At 64.0% G+C, this 17604-nt stretch carries 23 protein-coding genes and 1 pseudogene; 17 read left to right on the top strand and 7 right to left on the bottom strand.

What is annotated here, in order from left to right; all coding sequences use genetic code 11:
• The first annotated feature begins 11 nt into the window (after nucleotides 1-11).
• The 7 genes from AB6807_RS31985 (at nucleotide 12) to AB6807_RS31955 (ending at nucleotide 4997) form a co-directional block, all read left to right on the top strand.
• Nucleotides 12-722 carry an ABC transporter ATP-binding protein gene (locus AB6807_RS31985; RefSeq protein WP_371087734.1) on the top strand — a complete coding sequence of 237 codons (711 nt, stop codon included), beginning with the start codon at nucleotides 12-14 and terminating at the stop codon, nucleotides 720-722.
• A 39-nt stretch (nucleotides 723-761) separates the two neighbouring features.
• Nucleotides 762-1739, top strand: a complete 978-nt coding sequence (locus AB6807_RS31980; protein ID WP_371087733.1) for an MBL fold metallo-hydrolase — start codon at nucleotides 762-764, stop codon at nucleotides 1737-1739.
• Between the two features lies 1 nt (nucleotide 1740).
• Nucleotides 1741-2685: a DMT family transporter gene (locus AB6807_RS31975; RefSeq protein WP_371087732.1), complete on the top strand. Its 945-nt coding sequence runs from the start codon at nucleotides 1741-1743 to the stop codon at nucleotides 2683-2685.
• A gap of 12 nt (nucleotides 2686-2697) precedes the next feature.
• The gene (locus tag AB6807_RS31970) at nucleotides 2698-3078 is read left to right on the top strand and encodes a hypothetical protein (RefSeq protein ID WP_371087731.1); all 381 of its coding nucleotides are present in this window, start codon (nucleotides 2698-2700) and stop codon (nucleotides 3076-3078) included.
• Complete coding sequence (locus AB6807_RS31965) at nucleotides 3075-3887, top strand: NADH:flavin oxidoreductase/NADH oxidase (protein ID WP_371087730.1); 813 nt, start codon at nucleotides 3075-3077, stop codon at nucleotides 3885-3887. The genes AB6807_RS31970 and AB6807_RS31965 overlap by 4 nt, the downstream gene beginning before the upstream one ends.
• Entirely contained in the window at nucleotides 3884-4585 is a 702-nt protein-coding gene (locus tag AB6807_RS31960) for an EthD family reductase (RefSeq protein ID WP_371087729.1), read from the top strand. Before AB6807_RS31965 ends, AB6807_RS31960 begins: the two co-directional genes overlap by 4 nt.
• Before the next feature lie 94 nt (nucleotides 4586-4679).
• Nucleotides 4680-4997 (top strand): hypothetical protein, encoded by a 318-nt coding sequence (locus AB6807_RS31955; RefSeq protein ID WP_371087728.1) that lies wholly within the window; start codon nucleotides 4680-4682, stop codon nucleotides 4995-4997.
• A 53-nt stretch (nucleotides 4998-5050) separates the two neighbouring features.
• On the opposite strand, the gene AB6807_RS31950 is transcribed toward AB6807_RS31955, so the two are convergent.
• Together AB6807_RS31950 and AB6807_RS31945 are read right to left on the bottom strand one after the other, a co-directional pair.
• Complete coding sequence (locus AB6807_RS31950; RefSeq protein ID WP_371087863.1) at nucleotides 5051-6682, bottom strand: methyl-accepting chemotaxis protein; 1632 nt, start codon at nucleotides 6680-6682, stop codon at nucleotides 5051-5053.
• Nucleotides 6683-6989: 307 nt separating this feature from the next.
• Nucleotides 6990-7178: a hypothetical protein gene (locus tag AB6807_RS31945; protein ID WP_116909456.1), complete on the bottom strand. Its 189-nt coding sequence runs from the start codon at nucleotides 7176-7178 to the stop codon at nucleotides 6990-6992.
• A 315-nt stretch (nucleotides 7179-7493) separates the two neighbouring features.
• Between AB6807_RS31945 and AB6807_RS31940 the strand changes: the two genes are divergently transcribed.
• Together AB6807_RS31940 and AB6807_RS31935 are read left to right on the top strand one after the other, a co-directional pair.
• Entirely contained in the window at nucleotides 7494-7829 is a 336-nt protein-coding gene (locus tag AB6807_RS31940) for a hypothetical protein (protein WP_132748788.1), read from the top strand.
• Between the two features lie 196 nt (nucleotides 7830-8025).
• Nucleotides 8026-8277: a hypothetical protein gene (locus AB6807_RS31935; protein WP_371087727.1), complete on the top strand. Its 252-nt coding sequence runs from the start codon at nucleotides 8026-8028 to the stop codon at nucleotides 8275-8277.
• A gap of 169 nt (nucleotides 8278-8446) precedes the next feature.
• On the opposite strand, the gene AB6807_RS31930 is transcribed toward AB6807_RS31935, so the two are convergent.
• The gene (locus AB6807_RS31930) at nucleotides 8447-8731 is read right to left on the bottom strand and encodes a hypothetical protein (RefSeq protein ID WP_371087726.1); all 285 of its coding nucleotides are present in this window, start codon (nucleotides 8729-8731) and stop codon (nucleotides 8447-8449) included.
• A 538-nt stretch (nucleotides 8732-9269) separates the two neighbouring features.
• Here AB6807_RS31930 and AB6807_RS31925 point away from each other — a divergent pair.
• Entirely contained in the window at nucleotides 9270-10463 is a 1194-nt protein-coding gene (locus tag AB6807_RS31925; protein ID WP_371087725.1) for a site-specific integrase, read from the top strand.
• A gap of 76 nt (nucleotides 10464-10539) precedes the next feature.
• On the opposite strand, the gene AB6807_RS31920 is transcribed toward AB6807_RS31925, so the two are convergent.
• From AB6807_RS31920 to AB6807_RS31910, 3 genes are read right to left on the bottom strand one after another with little or no spacing between them, the layout of a single operon-like run.
• Nucleotides 10540-11382, bottom strand: coding sequence for a hypothetical protein (locus AB6807_RS31920; RefSeq protein ID WP_371087724.1), 843 nt, complete (start codon nucleotides 11380-11382; stop codon nucleotides 10540-10542).
• A 9-nt stretch (nucleotides 11383-11391) separates the two neighbouring features.
• Nucleotides 11392-11811 carry a hypothetical protein gene (locus AB6807_RS31915; protein WP_371087723.1) on the bottom strand — a complete coding sequence of 140 codons (420 nt, stop codon included), beginning with the start codon at nucleotides 11809-11811 and terminating at the stop codon, nucleotides 11392-11394.
• Between the two features lie 11 nt (nucleotides 11812-11822).
• Nucleotides 11823-12611: a hypothetical protein gene (locus AB6807_RS31910; RefSeq protein ID WP_371087722.1), complete on the bottom strand. Its 789-nt coding sequence runs from the start codon at nucleotides 12609-12611 to the stop codon at nucleotides 11823-11825.
• A gap of 137 nt (nucleotides 12612-12748) precedes the next feature.
• On the opposite strand from AB6807_RS31910, the gene AB6807_RS31905 reads away from it, so the two are divergent.
• From AB6807_RS31905 to kwaB, 7 genes and pseudogenes are all read left to right on the top strand, one after another.
• The gene (locus AB6807_RS31905; protein WP_371087721.1) at nucleotides 12749-12961 is read left to right on the top strand and encodes a helix-turn-helix domain-containing protein; all 213 of its coding nucleotides are present in this window, start codon (nucleotides 12749-12751) and stop codon (nucleotides 12959-12961) included.
• Between the two features lie 28 nt (nucleotides 12962-12989).
• Nucleotides 12990-13356, top strand: a pseudogene (locus AB6807_RS31900) (integrase core domain-containing protein); the annotation flags it as partial.
• 189 nt (nucleotides 13357-13545) lie between these two features.
• Complete coding sequence (locus AB6807_RS31895; RefSeq protein WP_371087720.1) at nucleotides 13546-14133, top strand: DarT ssDNA thymidine ADP-ribosyltransferase family protein; 588 nt, start codon at nucleotides 13546-13548, stop codon at nucleotides 14131-14133.
• Nucleotides 14134-14136: 3 nt separating this feature from the next.
• Nucleotides 14137-14871, top strand: a complete 735-nt coding sequence (locus AB6807_RS31890) for a hypothetical protein (RefSeq protein WP_371087719.1) — start codon at nucleotides 14137-14139, stop codon at nucleotides 14869-14871.
• A 56-nt stretch (nucleotides 14872-14927) separates the two neighbouring features.
• Complete coding sequence (locus tag AB6807_RS31885) at nucleotides 14928-15134, top strand: hypothetical protein (RefSeq protein WP_371087718.1); 207 nt, start codon at nucleotides 14928-14930, stop codon at nucleotides 15132-15134.
• A gap of 17 nt (nucleotides 15135-15151) precedes the next feature.
• Entirely contained in the window at nucleotides 15152-15760 is a 609-nt protein-coding gene (gene kwaA, locus AB6807_RS31880) for an anti-phage protein KwaA (RefSeq protein WP_371087717.1), read from the top strand.
• Nucleotides 15726-16664 (top strand): anti-phage protein KwaB, encoded by a 939-nt coding sequence (gene kwaB / locus AB6807_RS31875; RefSeq protein ID WP_371087716.1) that lies wholly within the window; start codon nucleotides 15726-15728, stop codon nucleotides 16662-16664. The genes kwaA and kwaB overlap by 35 nt, the downstream gene beginning before the upstream one ends.
• A 91-nt stretch (nucleotides 16665-16755) precedes the next feature.
• Here the strand turns inward: kwaB and AB6807_RS31870 are convergent, their stop codons facing one another.
• Nucleotides 16756-17523: a hypothetical protein gene (locus tag AB6807_RS31870; protein ID WP_371087715.1), complete on the bottom strand. Its 768-nt coding sequence runs from the start codon at nucleotides 17521-17523 to the stop codon at nucleotides 16756-16758.
• Nucleotides 17524-17604 lie beyond the last annotated feature (81 nt).

Genomic DNA, 17604 nt, shown 5'->3' with positions numbered 1-17604 from the left:
CCGAAACCATCATGTTGAAAATCGAATCGGTGAAGGTCTCCTACGGCGCCATCGAGGCCGTGAAGGGCGTGAGCCTCGAGGTGCGCGCGGGCGAGGTCGTCACCATCATCGGCGCCAACGGCGCCGGCAAGAGCACGCTGCTGAAAAGCATCGTCGGCCTGGAGCCCGTGGCCGAAGGCCGCGTGCTCATCGACGGCAACGACTGCACCCACGTGCCCGCCCACCAGCGCGTGGGCCTGGGCGTGGCGCTGTCGCCCGAAGGCCGCGGCGTGTTCCCCGACCAGACGGTGCGCGAGAACCTCATGCTCGGCGCCTACTCGCGGCGCAACGACAAGGCCTTCGTGGAGCGCGCCATCGAGCGCGAGTTCGCGCGCTTTCCGCGCCTGAGAGAACGGCAGCACCAGCCCTCGGGCACGCTGTCGGGGGGCGAGCAGCAGATGCTGGCCATTGCCCGCGCGCTCATGAGCGAGCCGCGCCTGCTGCTGCTCGACGAGCCCTCGCTGGGCCTGGCGCCGCTCATCATCAAGGACATCTTCGACGCCATCCGCCAGCTGCGCAGCTCGGGCCTCACCATCCTGCTGGTGGAGCAGATGGCCAAGCAGGCGCTGGGCGTGGCCGACCGCGCCTACGTGCTCGAAACCGGCTGCATCACGCTCGAGGGCTCCGGCCGCGAGCTGCTCGACAACCCCAAGGTGAAGTCCGCGTACCTCGGCACGCACTGACCCATCCCCTTCCCCGCTCAACTTGCAAAGGACACACCCATGACCGCACCCGCCACCAAGAAATTCGCCAGCCAGGCCGACCTGGAAGAAAAGAAGGTCTCCTTCACCCGCCTTTCCGAGAACGCCTACGCGTACACGGCCGAGGGCGACCCCAACACCGGCATCTTCATCGGCGACGAGGCCGTGATGGTGGTCGACACGCAGGCCACGCCCGCCATGGCGCAGGACGTGATCCGCCGCATTCGCGAAGTCACGCCGCTGCCCATCAAGTACGTGCTGCTGAGCCACTACCACGCGGTGCGCGTGCTGGGCGCGTCGGCGTACTTCAAGGAAGGCGCGGAACAGATCATTGCCAGCCGCGACACCTACGACCTGATCGTGGAGCGCGGCGAGCAGGACAAGGCCAGCGAAATCGGCCGCTTCCCGCGGCTGTTCCGCAACGTGGAGTCGGTGCCCGCCGGCCTCACCTGGCCCACCATGACCTTCGACGGCACCATGAGCGTGTGGCTGGGCAAGAAGCTCGAAGTCAAGATCGCGCAGGTCGGCCGCGGCCACACCAAGGGCGACACCATCGCCTACCTGGAGGACCAGAAGATCTGCTTCGCGGGCGACCTCGTGGAGTACCAGAGCACCGCCTACGCGGGCGACTGCTACTTCCGCGACTGGCCCACCACGCTGGACCGCCTCGCGGGCTTCGGCTTCGAGAAGCTGGTGCCCGGGCGCGGCGCCGCGCTGGAGAACGCGAGCGACGTGCGCAAGGCCATCGCCTCCACGCGCGCCTTCATCTCCGACGTGTACACGCTGGTCAACAACGGCGTGGCCGCGGGCAAGACGCTGAACGTGATCTACAAGGAAACCGTGGCCGCGCTGCGCCCCACGTACGGCCACTGGGTCATCTTCGACCACTGCATGCCCTTCGACGTGACGCGCGCGTACGACGAGGCCACCGGCCATGTGGACCCGCGCATCTGGACGGCGGAGCGCGACATCGAGATGTGGAACGCCCTCGAAAGCTGAGGTGAACCCACGCGCGCCATCGCCGGGTGCCACGCCCGCCGCCGTACAGGGCTGGCTGCTGCTGGCCATGGTGCTGTGGGGCGTGAACGTGTCGGCCGTGAAGACGCTCACCGCCACCTTCGAGCCGCTGACGCTGGCGGCCGTGCGCATGGTGGTGGCGTGCTGCGCGCTCAGCGCCATCGTGCTGTGGCGGCGCACCGGCCTGCCGGCGCTGCATGCGCGGCAGCTCGCGGCGCTCGCGGGCTGCGCGTTTCTCATGGTGTACGCCAACCAGATCCTGTTCGCGCAGGGGCTGCAGCGCTCCACCGCCACCAACGGCGCGCTCATCATGGCGCTGAGCCCGCTGGTGTCGTCGCTGATGGCCGCGCTGGTGTTCGGCGAACGCTTCACGCCGCGCCGCATGCTGGGCGTGGCGCTGGGCTTTGCCGGCGTGGCGGCGGTGGTGCTGAGCCACCCCGGCGCGGGGCTGTCGAGCGCCGGCATCGGCGACCTGATGCTCGCGCTGTCGGTCGTCAGCTTCGCGGTCGGCGGCGCCGGCGTGCAGCGGCTGGCGCGGCAGATCGATCCGCTGTCGATCAGCTGGTTCATCTACATCGTGGGCACGCTCATGCTGGTGGTGCACACCGTGCTCGGGCCTTCGCGGCTGGGCACGGCGCAGCTGTTTCCCGGCGCCTGGCCGTGGGTGCTGGTGCTGTTCTCGGGCATTGCCGCCACCGCGGCGGGCAACCTCATCTGGAACCGCGCCATCTCCGTCATCGGCATGGCGCGCACCGCCGTGTTTCTCTACTGGGTGCCGGTGTTCGGCGTGGGCTTCGCGGCGCTGCTGCTGGGCGAAACGCTGACCTGGTGGCACCTGGCCGGTTTTGCCGCGGTGATGACGGGCACCTGGCTCGGCACGCGGCCGGTTGCCGTGGCGGCGCCCGTGCCGGTGCGCCCCGCCTCCTGATTTCTTCTTGCCATGCCTGCTGCCATGCCCGATGCCATGCCCCTGCTGTTCCAGCCCCTGAAGCTGCGCGAGCTCACGCTCGCCAACCGCGTCGTCATCTCGCCGATGTGCCAGCACGCCGCCGACCGCGGCCACGCCACGCCGTGGCACATGGTGCACCTGGGCAAGTTCGCGCTGGGGGGCGCCGGCCTCATCCTCACCGAGAGCACCGCGGTCGATCCGCGCGGGCGCATCGGCACGGCCGACCTCGGGCTGTGGAAAGACAGCCAGATCGCGCCGCTGAAGGCCGTGGTCGATTTCGTCCACGCGCAGGGCAGCGCCATCGGCGTGCAGCTGGCGCACGGGGGCGCAAGGCCGGCAGCGAGCCGCTGTGGGAGGGCGGCGCCGCGTTGAGCGACGCGCGCATGGCCGCCGACGAGGAGCCTTGGGAGCGCCTGGGCCCCAGCGCGCTGGCCGCCGGGCCCGGCTGGTCGGCGCCGCGCGCGCTCGATGCCGACGGCATCGCCTCGGTCGTGACGCATTTCGTCGATGCCACGGTGCGCGCCGACAAGGCCGGCTTCGACGTGGTCGAGCTGCACTTCGGGCACGGCTACCTGGTCGCGAGCTTTCTCTCGCCCAACGCCAACCACCGCGGCGACGCGCTCGGGGGCAGCCGCGAGAACCGCATGTGGCTGGCGCTGGAAATCGCGCAGCGCGTGCGTGCCGCCTGGCCCGCGGGCAAGCCGCTGTTCTGCCGGCTGTCGGCGGTCGACGGCACCCTGGACGGCTGGAGCCTCGACGACTCCGTGGTGCTCGCGCGCGAACTCAAGCGCTGCGGCGTGGACGTCATCGACTGCTCGTCGGGCGGGCTCACCGAAGAGACGCGCGCGCTGCCCGTGCCGCGCGGCCTGGGCTTTCAGGTGCCGTTCTCGGAGCGCATACGGCGCGAGGCGCAGGTGCCCACGCAGGCGGTCGGAATGATCGTCGACGCGCAGCAGGCCGAGGCCGTGCTCGCGGCGGGCCAAGCCGACCTGATCGCGCTGGGCCGCGAGGCGCTGTTCGACCCCTACTGGCCGCACCACGCGGCCGCCGCGCTGGGCGCGGACCCGGGCTTCGAGCGCTGGCCGGTGCGCCACGGCGTGTGGCTCGCCAAGCGCGCGCCGGGCCTGGCGCGTGCCCGCGCGGAAGCCGAAATGGAAAGCAACAAGGAGACCGACCGATGACCGAACCGACGACCCTGCGCATGGGCCTGATCCGCAAGAAGCCCGAGTGGACCGACGCAGCCTTTCGCACCCACTGGCGCGACAGCCACGGCCCGCTGGTCGCGCAGCTGCCCACGCTGCGCGCCTACCGGCAGAACCTGGTGGTCGACCGGCTGCAGCGCGGCATCGACTTTGCGCGCGGCCCGTGGGACTTCGACGGCTTTTCGCAGCTGCGCTTCGACGAGGCCGCGCAGGCGAACGCGGCCTTCAACCACGGTGAACTGGCCGCGGCCATTCGCGCCGACGAAGAACACTTTCTGGGTGGCCTGCACATCGTGAGCGTGGCGCAGACCGAAGTCATCGCGCTGCCGCCCAGGCCTGAAGGGCTGCTCAAGCGCATCTCGCTGCTGCGCCGCCCGGTCGCGCAGACCGAGGAAGACTTTCGCCGCGAATGGAAGGTGCATGCCGACCACGTGCGCCGCATGCCCGGCGTGAGCGGCTACCGGCAGAACGTGGTGACCGCGCGCGAGTTCGTGAAGGGCACGCCCTGCGGCTACCCCGAGCTGCCCATCGACGGCATCGTGGAGCTGTGGTTCGAGAACACCGACACGCTGAACGCCGCCTTCGCCTCGCCGCAAGGGCAGGTGACCATGGCGCACGCGCTCACCTTCCTGGCGGAGATCACGGCCTTCGTGGTTGAAGAACACCGGGTGGTGTAGCGGGGCGAACACCGGGGCATTCGCGGCTGCTTGCGGAGGCCCTCGTACCTTCTGGCACCGTCTGGCACCATCGGGCCTCAGCATGGAGGCACGCATGGGTCGGATCTTTTTCGTGGGGCTTGTCATGGCCGTGGCCGCGTGTTCGGCATCGGCCCAGACGCGCAAGCCGTTCCCGCCCGGCGTGGTCGGCGCCATGCAGGTCGATGCGGGCACGGAGTACGTGTTTCTCGACCGGCCGAGCACCGTGGGCGGCGCCTGCAAGGGGTGGAAGGCCGTATCGATCCAGCAGCCCGGCCGGCTGGGCTCGGGCACGCTGGGCGTGATGTGCTGGAAGGAATCGAACGGCCGGCTGCTGACCGCCACGGCCGCCAAGGTGTCGCCGCAGATCGCGTCGATGGACCTGATTCGCTGAAAAACGAAACCGGCGAATCCCGCCAATTCCACGAATCCCGCGAAGCTGCCGGGCTAGACCGGCAGCAGGCGCTTGCCCTGGACGCGCGCCGCGCGCGCCGGCACGTCCGGCCGAGCCGGCATCCATTCGACCTCGGCCTCCGCCTCGATCCCTGCCTCGGCACGCACCTCCGCATCGCCCGGCAGAACGAACTGGCTGATCAGCGCGTCCAGGTTGCGCGCCTGGTCGCGCAGCCCTTGCGAGGCCGCGGCCGACGCCTCGACCATGGCCGAGTTCTGCTGCGTCATCTGGTCCAGCCGGGTGACGGCGGTGTTGATCTGCCCGATGTCCTGCATCTGCGACTGCGTGGACGCGGTGATGGCGCTCACCGTGCCCGCCACCTGCCCGATCGACGCCACGATGCGGCCCATGGTCTGGCCCGCGTTGTCGGCCAGCACCGTGCCCGCCTCGATGCGCTGCACCGAGTTGTCGATGAGCCCCTTGATCTCGCGCGCCGCCGCGGCCGAGCGCGTGGCCAGCTGCCGCACCTCCGACGCCACCACCGCAAAGCCGCGCCCCGCTTCGCCCGCGCGCGCGGCCTCCACCGCGGCATTGAGCGCGAGGATGTTGGTCTGGAACGCAATGCCGTCGATCACGCTGGTGATGTCGGCCACCTTGTGCGAGGCGCGGTGAATGTCCTGCATGGTGTGCACCACCTGCGAGACCACCTCGCCGCCCTGCGCCGCCACCGCGGCGGCGGCGCCGGCGAGCTGCTCGGCCTGGTGCGCGGCCTCGCTGGCGTGCTGCACGTTGCGCATCACCTGCTCCAGCGCCGCCGCGGTCTGCTGCAGGCTGGCCGCCGCGTCTTCGGTGCGCGCCGACAGGTCGGTGTTGCCCTGCGCCATGTCGCTGGCGGCGGTGCGCACGTTCTGCACCGACTCGCGCACCCGCAGCACCAACTCGCGCAGCGCGCCCTGCATCGCGCCCAGCGCCAGCAGCATCTGGCCGGCCTCGTCGCGCGCGTGGCCTTCGATGTCTTGCCGCAGGTCGAGGCTGGCCACGCGCTCGGCGGTTTCGTTGGCCGCGCGAATCGGCCGGCCGATGCTGCGCACCAGCCACTGCGCCAGCACCGCGCCCAGCAGCAGGGCGGTGGCGCCGAAGAGCACCAGCGCCAGCCGCGCCGACGCGCTCAGCTCGGCAATGCGCACGCCGGCCGCGTCGATGGCCGCGCGCTGCGACTGGGCCAGCCTGGCCACCGCCGCCAGCAACGCGGCCGAGCTGGGCTGGAAGCGCTGCGCGTACACGTTGCGGATGCGCTCGGTCAGGCCCGAATCGCGGGCGGCCACCAGCTCTTTCACCGCGACGGCGAAGTCCTTGGCCGCGGCGTCGGCCTGCGCGAGCAGGGCGCGGTCGGCGTCGTCCTGCAGGCGCTCGCCCACCTGCTTGAGCAGCTCGTTGTATTGGGTGGCGGTGGCCTGGATGTCGGCCAACAGGATCTCGTCCACCTCGGGCTCGGAGCTCAGCGCCATCGCCTTGTAGCGCTCGGCGTTGATGGCCTGCAGGCGGTAGGCGTCGACCACCAGCCGCTCGGACACGCCGTGCTCCTGGATGGCGTCGCGCGTGGCGTCGTCGACCTTGGCCAGCGACCAGATGCCGATGCCCGAGCCCGCCAGCGTGAGCAGCAGCACGACGCCGAAGGTGGCCAGCAGGCGGCGACCGAGGATGTTGCGGGGGCGCGCGGCGGGGGCGGATGCTGTCCGGGAAGAGGATGTATGGGAAGAGCTTGTGCGGAAAGAGGACGTAGGCGCGGTGCCGGGGGTGCGAAGGTGTGGTGTCACGAAGGCGGTGCGCCCCGGCGGCTGCGGCCGGGAGCGGTCATGAGGGCAGGGGAGGGTTCCCGCCCGGCATTGGAGCGCCGCCCTGTGACCAGCCCTTGACGCCGCCGCTTACCGCCCGGGCGCGAAGGGGCGTTCAGCGTGCTGACACAAACACGTGCCCACCAAAACGCGCGCCTCAGCGCCCCGCGCGGTGCGAGGCTTCCAGCGCGCGGGCGTTGTCCACCTCGCGCGGTTTCGCCAGCTTGAACTTGCCGCACTGCTGGCACTGGTAATGGCGAAGCCAGGGGAGCAAACGCATCCAGGTGCGCCGGGGAACGCGCGCCAGGTGAACGGGCTCGCACGGGCAGGCACTCAAGGCCTTCATCAGGAAACTCCAGGTGGGGTGTCTGCGTGCACCGTCCCCGCCTACGTGAGCGCGAGGGTTGTCTCTGGTTGCCGCAGTGAAAGTGCGCGGATTCTGGGCGTTAACGAAAATTTCTACATCACGGGTTTCCGTAGAAATTTCACCTGGTTGGTGATTGCCAGTGAATCCATTTGGCTTCGTTGTGCGTAGTTCTGTCGGAGGAGGGTCTCGCGGGTCTCGCTGATCGCGCGCCGCGGACCCTCTCCCACCTTCGACACGCACCGCAGCCTCCGCGGCGCGCAGAACAAAAACCGCAATTTCCGCTATCCGAAATTCATGAGAACCGCGATCACGTCCTCGGGACGGATTTTTTTCGTCCAGATGGAGGGCGAGCCGGCCACCGTCCGGGACTACATGGTTGCAGCGCAGGTGTACCTGTCGCTGCTGGAAGAGCAGTTCGACAACGCGCTCGACCTCATCTCGTCGTTTCGCGCCGCCGCGGCCGAAGCCGGCACCGGCCTGCTCACCGACGAGGAGCTGGAGTCGGCCAAGCGCTGGCACTACGCGCACGCGCATGCGGACCGCGTCGCCCGGCCGCTGCTGAGCAACCCGAAGGCGCAGCGCTTCGTGTTCCGGCTGGGCGCGCGCGAGGCCGCGGCGAGCATCGGATAGGGCGGCGGCGAGCATCGGGTAGGGCTCGCGGCGAGCAGCGGGTAGGGCTCGCGGCGAGCAGCGGGTAGGGCGCGCACTCCCCCGTTCATGGGATGGACGCCGGGGATGCGGCGGCGACACTGGGGCGCGAAAAAAACAATGCAAAAAGGCCCTCCCCGCGCATCGCGGCGAAGGGCTCCGAGGCACGCTCCACCCCTTGACCCCACCTCCCATTTCCGTCGACCTGCAAGGCGGCTGGTCTTGCTCGTTCCACTTCAAGCAGGGCGCCAGCGGCGGCTATGCGGGCGTGGCCGAGATCGCGCGGGACGGCTTGCGGCGCGGGGAGCTGGTGATCATGGCGCAGCCGTCGCTCGACGCCGCCGTGGCGCGCGTGAAGCTGCGGGCCAGCCAGTTTGTGAGCGTGCGCTCCGACAACGCGGCGCACCAGCCGTGGCGGCAGCGGCGCTGAATTCGGGGGACGCGGGGGTTGTGCGGGGTCGTGCGGGGTCGTGCGGGCTTTTGCAGCCTGCGAATCGAGTCTTTCGAACTCCCCGACCCACCGTTCTTGAGACGGGCCGGGGAGAGCCTTCAGGGCCACGGTGGTGGGCGCTTGAAGGCTGCCGGGGTACCTTGCGCCGCTATTTGCCGGTCTGGTCGGCTTTGTCTGTCTGGTCGGCCTTGCCCTCGCGCGGCGCGCAGACCTGAATCAGGTCCATCACTTCCTTCGCGAGCTCGGAGGCCAGCCAGAACACGTTGTCGCGGTGCACGGGGCCTGCGTCTTCCTGGCCCGGCGGGCCGCCGTGGCAGTAGCACAGCAGCGAGTGAAGCTGGGTGCTCTTTTCCTCGAGCGTGCTCCAGGGGTCCGGGGGGTCTCCAGCGGCGGGTACGGGCGTGGAGGGGCGGGCTATATTTGGGGTAGCCATGGGGTGCTTCCTTTTGACGGTTGGGCACTTCGTTGGTTAGACGGCCGGGGTGTTGATTGCGCCCCGGCCGTCGCCTTTTGATACCTTGCATTCGCGCCTTTGCCAGTGGGCATCGGCGACCCGCTGCAAGGCAGGCGGTCTGTTCGTTCAAGTGCTTGAGGGTGATGCGCTCCTTGTCCCGCGGGGCGAGACTTTGGGTGGTGAGGGCGCCCACTTTAGATACGAACGGCGCGGCGCGGGAAACGCAAATGCCCAGTAGTTCTCGAAATGGCCGGCTAAGTGCTGCGCGCTGGCGCGGGGTCACAAAGGCTGACTTTTGTAGACGCTTCGGCGCTGGTTTTGACGCCATGAAAAAGGCTCCTGCGGGAGCCTTGGTGCGTCCAGAGGGAATCGAACCCCCATCTGGCCCTTAGGAGGACTCCGATGTAATGACCGAATTCCCCTGTAAATACGTCATTTTTTCATCAGATATCAGTTGGATTTTCGATTTGGGACAAAAATGGGACAATAGCGGCGCGGGGCACAGGAGGCCGCATGTATGGCGACAAAGATCGAGACGAGGGTGGGCAAGGGCGGCACCAGCTATCGGGCGAAGGTGCGCAAGGGCGGGGTCAGCGCGTCGCGCACTTTCAAAACTGAAAGCGAAGCGAAGAAGTGGGTGACTGTGACCGAAGCGAAGGTCATCACCGGCGCGCCGGTTGACACTGGAAAATCCCGCAAGGTGACCTTGGGTCAGATATTCAGTGAGTACATCGCGGCCAATCACAGCTTAGGAAAGATCTCTGACAAGAAGGTGGCTTCGCTGCGTCGGGTTGCCGTGGAGATCGGCAAGGTGCCGCTGATGAACTTCGACACAAAGGGCTTCGAAGCCTACCTTGACCATAAGCTCAGCCAGACGGTGCTGCCGCAAGCCAAGAAGAAAGCCGACCATCCGCTCTACAAGGGGAACAAGGTCGTCGTGGATGGGGAGGTCAAGCTGAAGACATATGCACCGTCGACGATCCGCCATGTCTACTACGACATCCGGACCGCGCTGTTCTGGCACGCAAGGGGCAACGATTACGTCTTCAACAGCAAGCCGTTTGACGACAACTCGCCTCCACCGGCATGGCCGCGCCCCAGAGAGCGGCGACTAGAAGGCGATGAGCTGGAGCGCTTGCTCGCTGCCTGCGACCGCATGTATGTCAATAAGCAACACCTCAAAGACATCATCCATTTCCAAATTTATTCGTGCATGCGCATGGGGGAAACGCTGTTGATGAAGTGGAAAGATCTCCGCATCGATCCGACGGAGCCGCACGGCTCCTATGTGTTCGTGCCCAAGGAAAACCAGAAGAGGCGCGACAAGGATCGCATCACGGATCGCGAGGTCGCCATGCGCCCGGAACTGTATCGGCTCGTTGTTGAGAACCTTCTGCCGCGTGCGGGAAAGCTGACAGACCTGGTCTTCCCGTTCTGGGAGAGTTCCACGGTGTTCGGGCACCGCTTCAAGGTGGTGTGCAAGAACGCCGGGGTGGAAGATTTCCATCCTCACGACTTTCGGCATGAGGGCATCTCAGACTTGTTCGAGCGGACCAACCTGACCGACATCGAAATCTCCAAGATCTCCGGCCATCTTGAGATGAACACCTTGCAGCGTTACGCGAAGCTGCGTCCGAAGAAGACGGGCGCAAAGCTGTGGTCAAGCTTCGCTCCGCCGACCGCTGTCCAGACACCACAAGTCAGTAGCTAGCCCTAGAGACGAAGAAGCCCGCAGATGCGGGCTTCGGTCTTTACTGCCGTGTCGGGCGGCTCCGCCCGATCTGCGACTACAAGATCCCCGGCAACACCACCGGCTTCGGCTTCTTCGCCTTCCACGGTTCGTAGACGGTGGTGTCAGACCCCATGCTCGCGAGGAGCTGCGCCGCCTCTTCGTTGCCAATGTCCTTCGCGTAGGCATAGAGGTTCGGCGGCGCGGTGGGATCGGCCTTGGCCTGCACCGTGCTCGCATCATTCAAACCGTAGCCGTGCTGCACCAGCAGTTCCAACTGTTCCTTCATGCGAGGCGACCTGTTCGCGATGACCGACACGGCAAACGAGGTGCGGCTGCTGTCGTGGCTGGAATAGATGCTCATGCCGCCGCGCAGGAAGAGCTCCAGTGCCCGCAGATCTCCGATGCGCGAGCTTTTGCGCAGCCCGTCCTCGCTCCACTCCACACCGATGTTGCGAAGCTCAACCCGTGGGTCATTGCTCTTGCCTGCTTCAATCCGGTTGAGCTTCGTCTTGATGTCGCCTGTTTCCTGTTCCAACCGCAGCAAATTGGATTGCAGCGCCTTCGCATCCTCCGAGGTCGCGGCGATGTAGCCGCCCTGTGCTGCGTGCCTTGAACTGGCGACCGCACCGACCGAGAACGCACCGGCGCACACTCCCGCACACAACACCATGCTCGCCGGAATGACCCGGTTCGCCGGCGTGTTGACGAACTTCAGCACCAGCAGTGCGACGAAGAACAGCACCACGACAGCCGCCACATGGTTCATGTACGGGAAGTGCGGCCGAACGAAGTCCATCACTGGCACCAGCGCCCCCGTACCGATGAACATCGTGGCGTTGATCGGGCCGAGGTGATCCGTCACCCTCTTGCCAAAGCTCACATACAGGGACTTGGACATGGCGTCTCCTCAAACCTTCATGCCACCGACCGCCGCCACCCTGCGGTAGTCCACCCACCTGCGTCCGGCAATGGCGTAGATGACCACGGCCCACGCCAAAGCACCGAGTGGCTGATACGTGAACACGATGCCGGTGAAGACGACGTTGAACAGCATCGCGAAGTAGAAGAATGGGTTGATCGTGCCGTAGTAGCGCGTGTCGCTGCCGACCTGTACACCCATGACGATCTTGCCGCCGTTGAGGACCCAGAGCTTCGTGGACTGGTCCGTTTCAATGCCATCGGCCAGAAAGTTGTTGAGCTTGCGGTCGACCGACACGTTGGTCAGCGTCTTGTCGCCGATCTGGATGAGCGAGTACTTCACGATTTCGTTCTTCAGGTTCACGGTGGATTCGCCCAGTCGCTTGAGCTTGCCTTCAATCAGTTTCATGGTGTCCTCCTTCAGTTCTTGACTTGCTTGACCACCACAGAGGTCTTGGGCGTGCCGATGGGGTTCGCGTAGAGCGTGGCGAGCACCGGCCAGAACGCCGGACCAATGGGGCCATCGTCGTCCCCGAAGCCTTTGAAATGAGCACCCAGCCCGAGGGCATGGCCGATCTCGTGGATGACGATCTCAGGTGAAGCCGTGCACTGGGGGTTGTCCAAGTTCACGTAGAGGCGCGCCGAGATCTCACCCGGTGCGAACATAAAGGTGGAGGGGTAGCCACCTTCAAGAGGTGCACGAGCCACGTTGGCACAGTAGGCCTGCGGATTGGCACCGGCAGGCAGGTAGGACGTACCTTGGCGGAAGACGATGCCGCGTGTGATCGTTGCTTCGTCGGAGGCTGCGATGCTGGTGCGGTCAAAGACGACAAAACCGAGCTTCGCCTCAATCGCGTCCATGGCGGGCACCGCACGAGGCTCACCGTTGGTCTTCACGGGGATAGGCAGGGTCCAGCGCTTCACCACTCCAGCGAAACGGCCGCTCCACGGAAAGCCTGAACTCGCGATGTTGGTGGCGTCGGCGAGTGCGAGAACTTCGGCATCAGGAACGACTGGTGCCGTTGCCACCGGTGCGACCGGCTCGGGTGTTGTGGTTGGGTCAGTGACCGGAGTGGTTACTTCTGGTGTCGTAGTCACCGGGGTGGACGAGCCGCTATCGCTGCCGCCACCTCCGCATGCCGTCAGCACGAGCGCCGCGCCGGCCATGAACACGTGGGCTACTGCCCTCCCGAAAACGGTCTTCTTCATTTGAGCTTCCTTCCAAGCATTGAGCGATTTGAGCCACGTCACGAATGGGCTTAAACACGATGTGACGATTGGTCTACATGCTAGCATGTGACGATAAGTCCGTGGTCGATTAGTCGACAGGCCGGTTCAATCAGGCAGTGAATTCACTACCTGTCCGGTTCGGCGAACGCCTGCGAGAACTGCGTAAAGAGCGAGAGCTATCGCAGGAAGCGTTCGCTCACATCTGCGGCTTTGACCGCACGTACATCAGCGGGATGGAGCGAGGGGTTCGCAACCCGTCCTTGGCGGCGGTTGATACCCTCGCGAAGGCATTGAACGTCTCTGTAGAGGATTTGTTCAAGGGCCTTTGACCCGAACGGCCGGCGGCGCTGCGCTAACTACAAGACGCTGGGTGTGGAGATTGAGCAGGTGATGACGGACAACAGTGCGGCCGACAAGACGCGCCGCTTCGCAAAGCTGCTGCCTCCGAGTGGGCATCAAACACATCCGTACACGAACCTACACGGCGCGCACCAATGGCAAGGCTGAGCACTCCACCAGACGCTGCTGCGAGAACGAGCCTACGCCTTCATCAACCCCAGCTCAGACCATCGAGCCGTGAGTTGAACCCTGGATGGATCACTACAACTTCCATCGCCCACACTCGGCCACTTCACATCGCCCTCCCATCTCTCGCCTCGGCTTCGACGGGAACAACGTGTTGAGCAACTACAGCTACCCAGCGCTCGGCAGCCCGAATTCCTAATTTGGTTTATGCGGACATGACCTTGAATAGTGGCTTGGCTGCCGCGGGGATAGGCCGGCGCACCTCATCGCTTGGTTCTTGCTTGGTACTTTCCCTATCGCGGGAATGTGAACACTTGTAAACGCCGGAATCATCACGTATCTTCCTGCTCAACTGCAAGGGATAGGGATGACCATTCTTCAAGAGTGCATGGATCGCAACATCGATCGGCTTTTCCACTTCACAAGAGCAGAAAATGTCCCCGGAATCTTGGCGAGTGGCTTGCTTCCCCCATCGCATATTCTTCGCCGAGCTTTGCAGAGCGCGTCGAACGATGCACATCGCTATGACGGGCTTGATGCGACCTGCTTGACCATCGAATGGCCTAACTACAAGATGTTCTATCCCTTGCGGTGCAATGCCCCGCTGGGAACGAACTGGGCTGTGCTCCAAATTAACCACGGCGTGCTGTGGGAGAAGCGTTGCTGCTTCAGCGTGACCAACGCCGCTGACGGCTCCGTTAGCGGCATCCCGGTCGCACAGAGGTCGGGGTTGGCTGCATTCCAGGCGTTGTTCCAAGACTACGGCGGGAAGACCCGCGTAGACTTGGGCACCCCCGATCACTTTCCCACTAACCCTCAGGCCGAAGTCTCGTGCTTCGATCCGATTGAGCCTAGGTACATCGACGTCGTATGGCTCAACGATGCTGGCGCGGCGCAGGCACTACAGAATCAGCATCCCAACGTACACAACAACAACCAATACCATTGGCCTCGCTCTGACCACAACCACTGGTAATCAATGGCTCTGAGACCCGTTTTCGTCCCCTCGCTGACCGGCAATTCCCTCGTGTGGAAGCACGACGTCGAATTCCCGTGGTTTGCTGGCATGTCAGTCAAGCAGGCCCAGAAATCGATAGATTCTCTACACCTTGCTGCTGAGAGGCAGTTGAAGGTCGACAAGGTGCTGGAAATTTCCAGCAAGTCCAAAGATCCACTTGGGGTCAAGTTAAGCGCCTTCAACTTGATGATCCGGACGAAGAAGTACGGCCAGGAGTTCAGCGTCGAGTGTGCGTATCAGTCAGCGAAGGTCTTCGAGCATGGCGGTCCGTACAAGGACATCCGAGGCATGACGTCGCGGGAGGCGAAGAGCGATCCTCGACTTAAAGAAAGCGGCCGGCTGGTCGCATTCGAGCTGTTTGGCATGAGGTGGGCATTGCAGCCTACGACGGCTTTCTACGACTGGTTGTACATCAACGCGCTGCACCTCCACGAGGAGCTTGCTGGGTATGTACTGCAATACCGCGCCTTCACCGACATAGCCTTCAACCCGGTGCGGTCCCTAAACTGCCAAGCCTATTCCGCGGCCCTGTACGTCTCTCTGCACGAGCGCAGCATGCTGACACCGGAGGTGCTTGCCCAGAAGGAGGCATTCCTCGAAGCGGTTCGAGGGCTTAGCGCATCACCTGCGTCTGCCCAGACCGAGCGAGAAGATGATGCTTATGGCGATGGGCAGGACTCCTTCGCCTTTAACTAAGGCCTCCGGCTGGTCGTCGCTGAGGTTCCTGCACCTTGAAAAAGAGCGACACTCCGATGATCGCCGTCAGCAGTCCTGCTGTCAGCAACCAACTGGTCACGTATTTGCAGAACGACGCCTACCTAGGGCGCATCCACTTCACCGTGGATCGGCTGGTGACGTTTGCCGACAGAGCGCAGTGTCTAACTGAGCGTGCTACGTACAACCCGCCCTGCATCGCGCTCCTTCATAAGATGCCTCTGTTTTGGCATACGGAAGAATGATGAATAGTAGCGCTCGCATGCACAGGCCAATCAAGGTCGGGATGTATCTGCTCTCGCTTTGGCTGCTGTTCGTGTTGATCTTCGTCAATAAAGTAACCATTGACATCTGCTTCGACTGCAAGTTTGCAAACAAGCAGGAATTGGTCGAAATCGCCAAGGCAAATGTGCTGCCCCTGATCTGCGTTGGGCTGCTGCTAGTCTCAGGAGCCTGCTACTTCCGTTTTCGATACCTCATCGCTGGGGCACAAGATGGCCCGCTGTGCATCGAGTCGATTGAGGACAAGAACGCGGAGCACCTTGTCTTCCTCGCAACGTACGTCGTGCCCCTCGTGGGATTCGGTCTCGACAACGTTCGCCAAATGATCAATCTTGGCATCACGCTGTGCCTACTGGGCGCCCTGTATGTCCGCACCAACCTTTTCTACGCGAATCCTACATTGGCCTTACTTGGCTTTCGTATCTTCAACGTCACGTTCAAAGATGGACCCGCGATCCTCATTGCGAACACCGTGTTGGAGAAAGGTGAGGCGGTCAACGTGCTTAAGCTGGACAGGAACATCTACTTTGCGACATTGGCGATAAAGGTTGCTCATGAAGACAGTCGAAGAACTAAAGAACAGTCTTGAGGGAATCCTAGGGGAGGGCTTGAACATCAGGGTCTACTTAGGCGTGGGAAAGTCTCCCGATCGTGAGTACTTGCGGGCCGACGTCTCCCCGGAAGACGCCGTCGTACTCTGCGAGCAGTTCGTGAGCAGCCTGCGTCGCTACTTCGATAACGAAGACCTTGAGACATTCGAGTTGTCTCGACTCGATGAGCGGGCGAACGCCCTCTATGCCTACGATCTGGACGAGCAGCCTGAGGAGTTCGGAGCCATCCGGGAATTACACGACGGCAATGAGCCGGCACTGTTTACCTTCCAAGGTCGCGCGGTCTCCGATGTCAAGGCGCTGGTTGTGAAGATCTCATCGCCCAGGACATCAGCTACCTTCTACAAGCAGGTCTTCCCAGTCTCTATCGTCCGGCGCGAGCAGATTCTCCTTAGTTGGCGCACGAATCGGTTTGAAATACTTAACGAGGATGTGCTCAAGATTCTTCCCGGATTCGACGTAATGCTCATGGACGACGAGTTCTATGTGTCCAGTCTTCCACGCTTCGAGAAAGAGTTCGCTTTCGAGCGAGTTGCCAAGAAGGCGATGGAAGACGTGGTGCAGATGGTATTCGCGATGGCGATGGTCGATGACGTCAAAGGGTATCTAGCCAATTTGGACCTAGCCAAGAAGCATGTGCTGCGTGCCAAGCACAGTCCGGCGTTTGAAATGGAGTCCCAGGCCATCATCGCCTTTGTCGAAAACCATCCAACCTACGGACTTCGCGTTGCGGATGGGAAGATTCAGTTGAGGTCTAAGAGCAGTGTGCGGTACCTATTCAAGCTGCTGAATGAGGACATCTTGAAGTCGGAGTTGACCCAGACCGTTTACGACGCACGAGCGAAGGACCTTTTCGAACCTCCGGAGGAGGGGGCGGCGTAGGTCTGCGGAACCGTCGGTGGCCTATAGAGCAATCACTTCAGGCAGTTACAACGCACTATCCGGCGACTTCAAAGGCCCGAAGCATAACCCTTCAGAACTTCAGCCTGATGACCGGCGCCTCGTTGATCTGCCTGACCTTGGCCTCCTGCAACTGCTGCTCCAGCCTTGCCATCTGCTCCATGAGTGCCATCAATCGCTGTTGAGCCTTCCTCGCTTCGTCCGGGGTTTTCGCATTCGCCATGTCGGCGACGGCGGCATTTATGGACTGTTGCAAGGCACCGATAGCCGCCTGGATACTGTTGATGGTGTCCATGGCCGTGGACGGCTTCGGTGTGTAGACCGTCGTTCCTGTGTCGCGCATGGCCTTCATTCGCTGGGTCGCCTGCTCGGTGGTGGCGATGACCGGCTTCTTAACGTGCTCGTCGTCGGCCTGCTTCGCGGTAGTCATCGCGTCTTCCACGATGCGCTCGGTGTGGGGTGTCTTCTTGATGGGCATGGTGTTCTCCTTTGTTATTGCTCTTGTGAAGTTGGCAGGTTTCAGCGAAGCTGAGGCGCTGCCGGCGCCTTGGGTTCTTGGGAACGTGCGAGGGGTCAGGTACGCCTTGATGTTGAAGGCTCGCCGTTCGCTGACCAGGGTGTCCAGGCTGACCAGGGCTTTTTGATATTCGGGCACGGTCAACATGACGGTGCCGGGCTTCCCGTTCTTTGGCGGCGCCAAGGAGCGGTAGTCTGTGCCGGCTTCAAACAACGGGCCGCGAAGCCGCATCGCCTTGGTCGCGCCGGGCATCTTGACCGAGAGGTAGTTCTGCCCTTGCCGTGTGACCGCCACGCCGAGTACGTCATCCAGCCACTGCACCAACTCTGTGAGCGTCCAGTCCGACCATCTTGACCGGCCGCACGCGGTTCACTTGGGCTGCAGCTGTGCTCCGACGTAGGCAAC

Origin of the sequence: Variovorax sp. RCC_210 (genome assembly GCF_041355175.1) — a bacterium.
GTDB lineage: Bacteria > Pseudomonadota > Gammaproteobacteria > Burkholderiales > Burkholderiaceae_C > Variovorax.
Note: the sequence above shows the minus strand (reverse complement) of the source record. Positions and strands in the feature narration are given on the sequence as shown.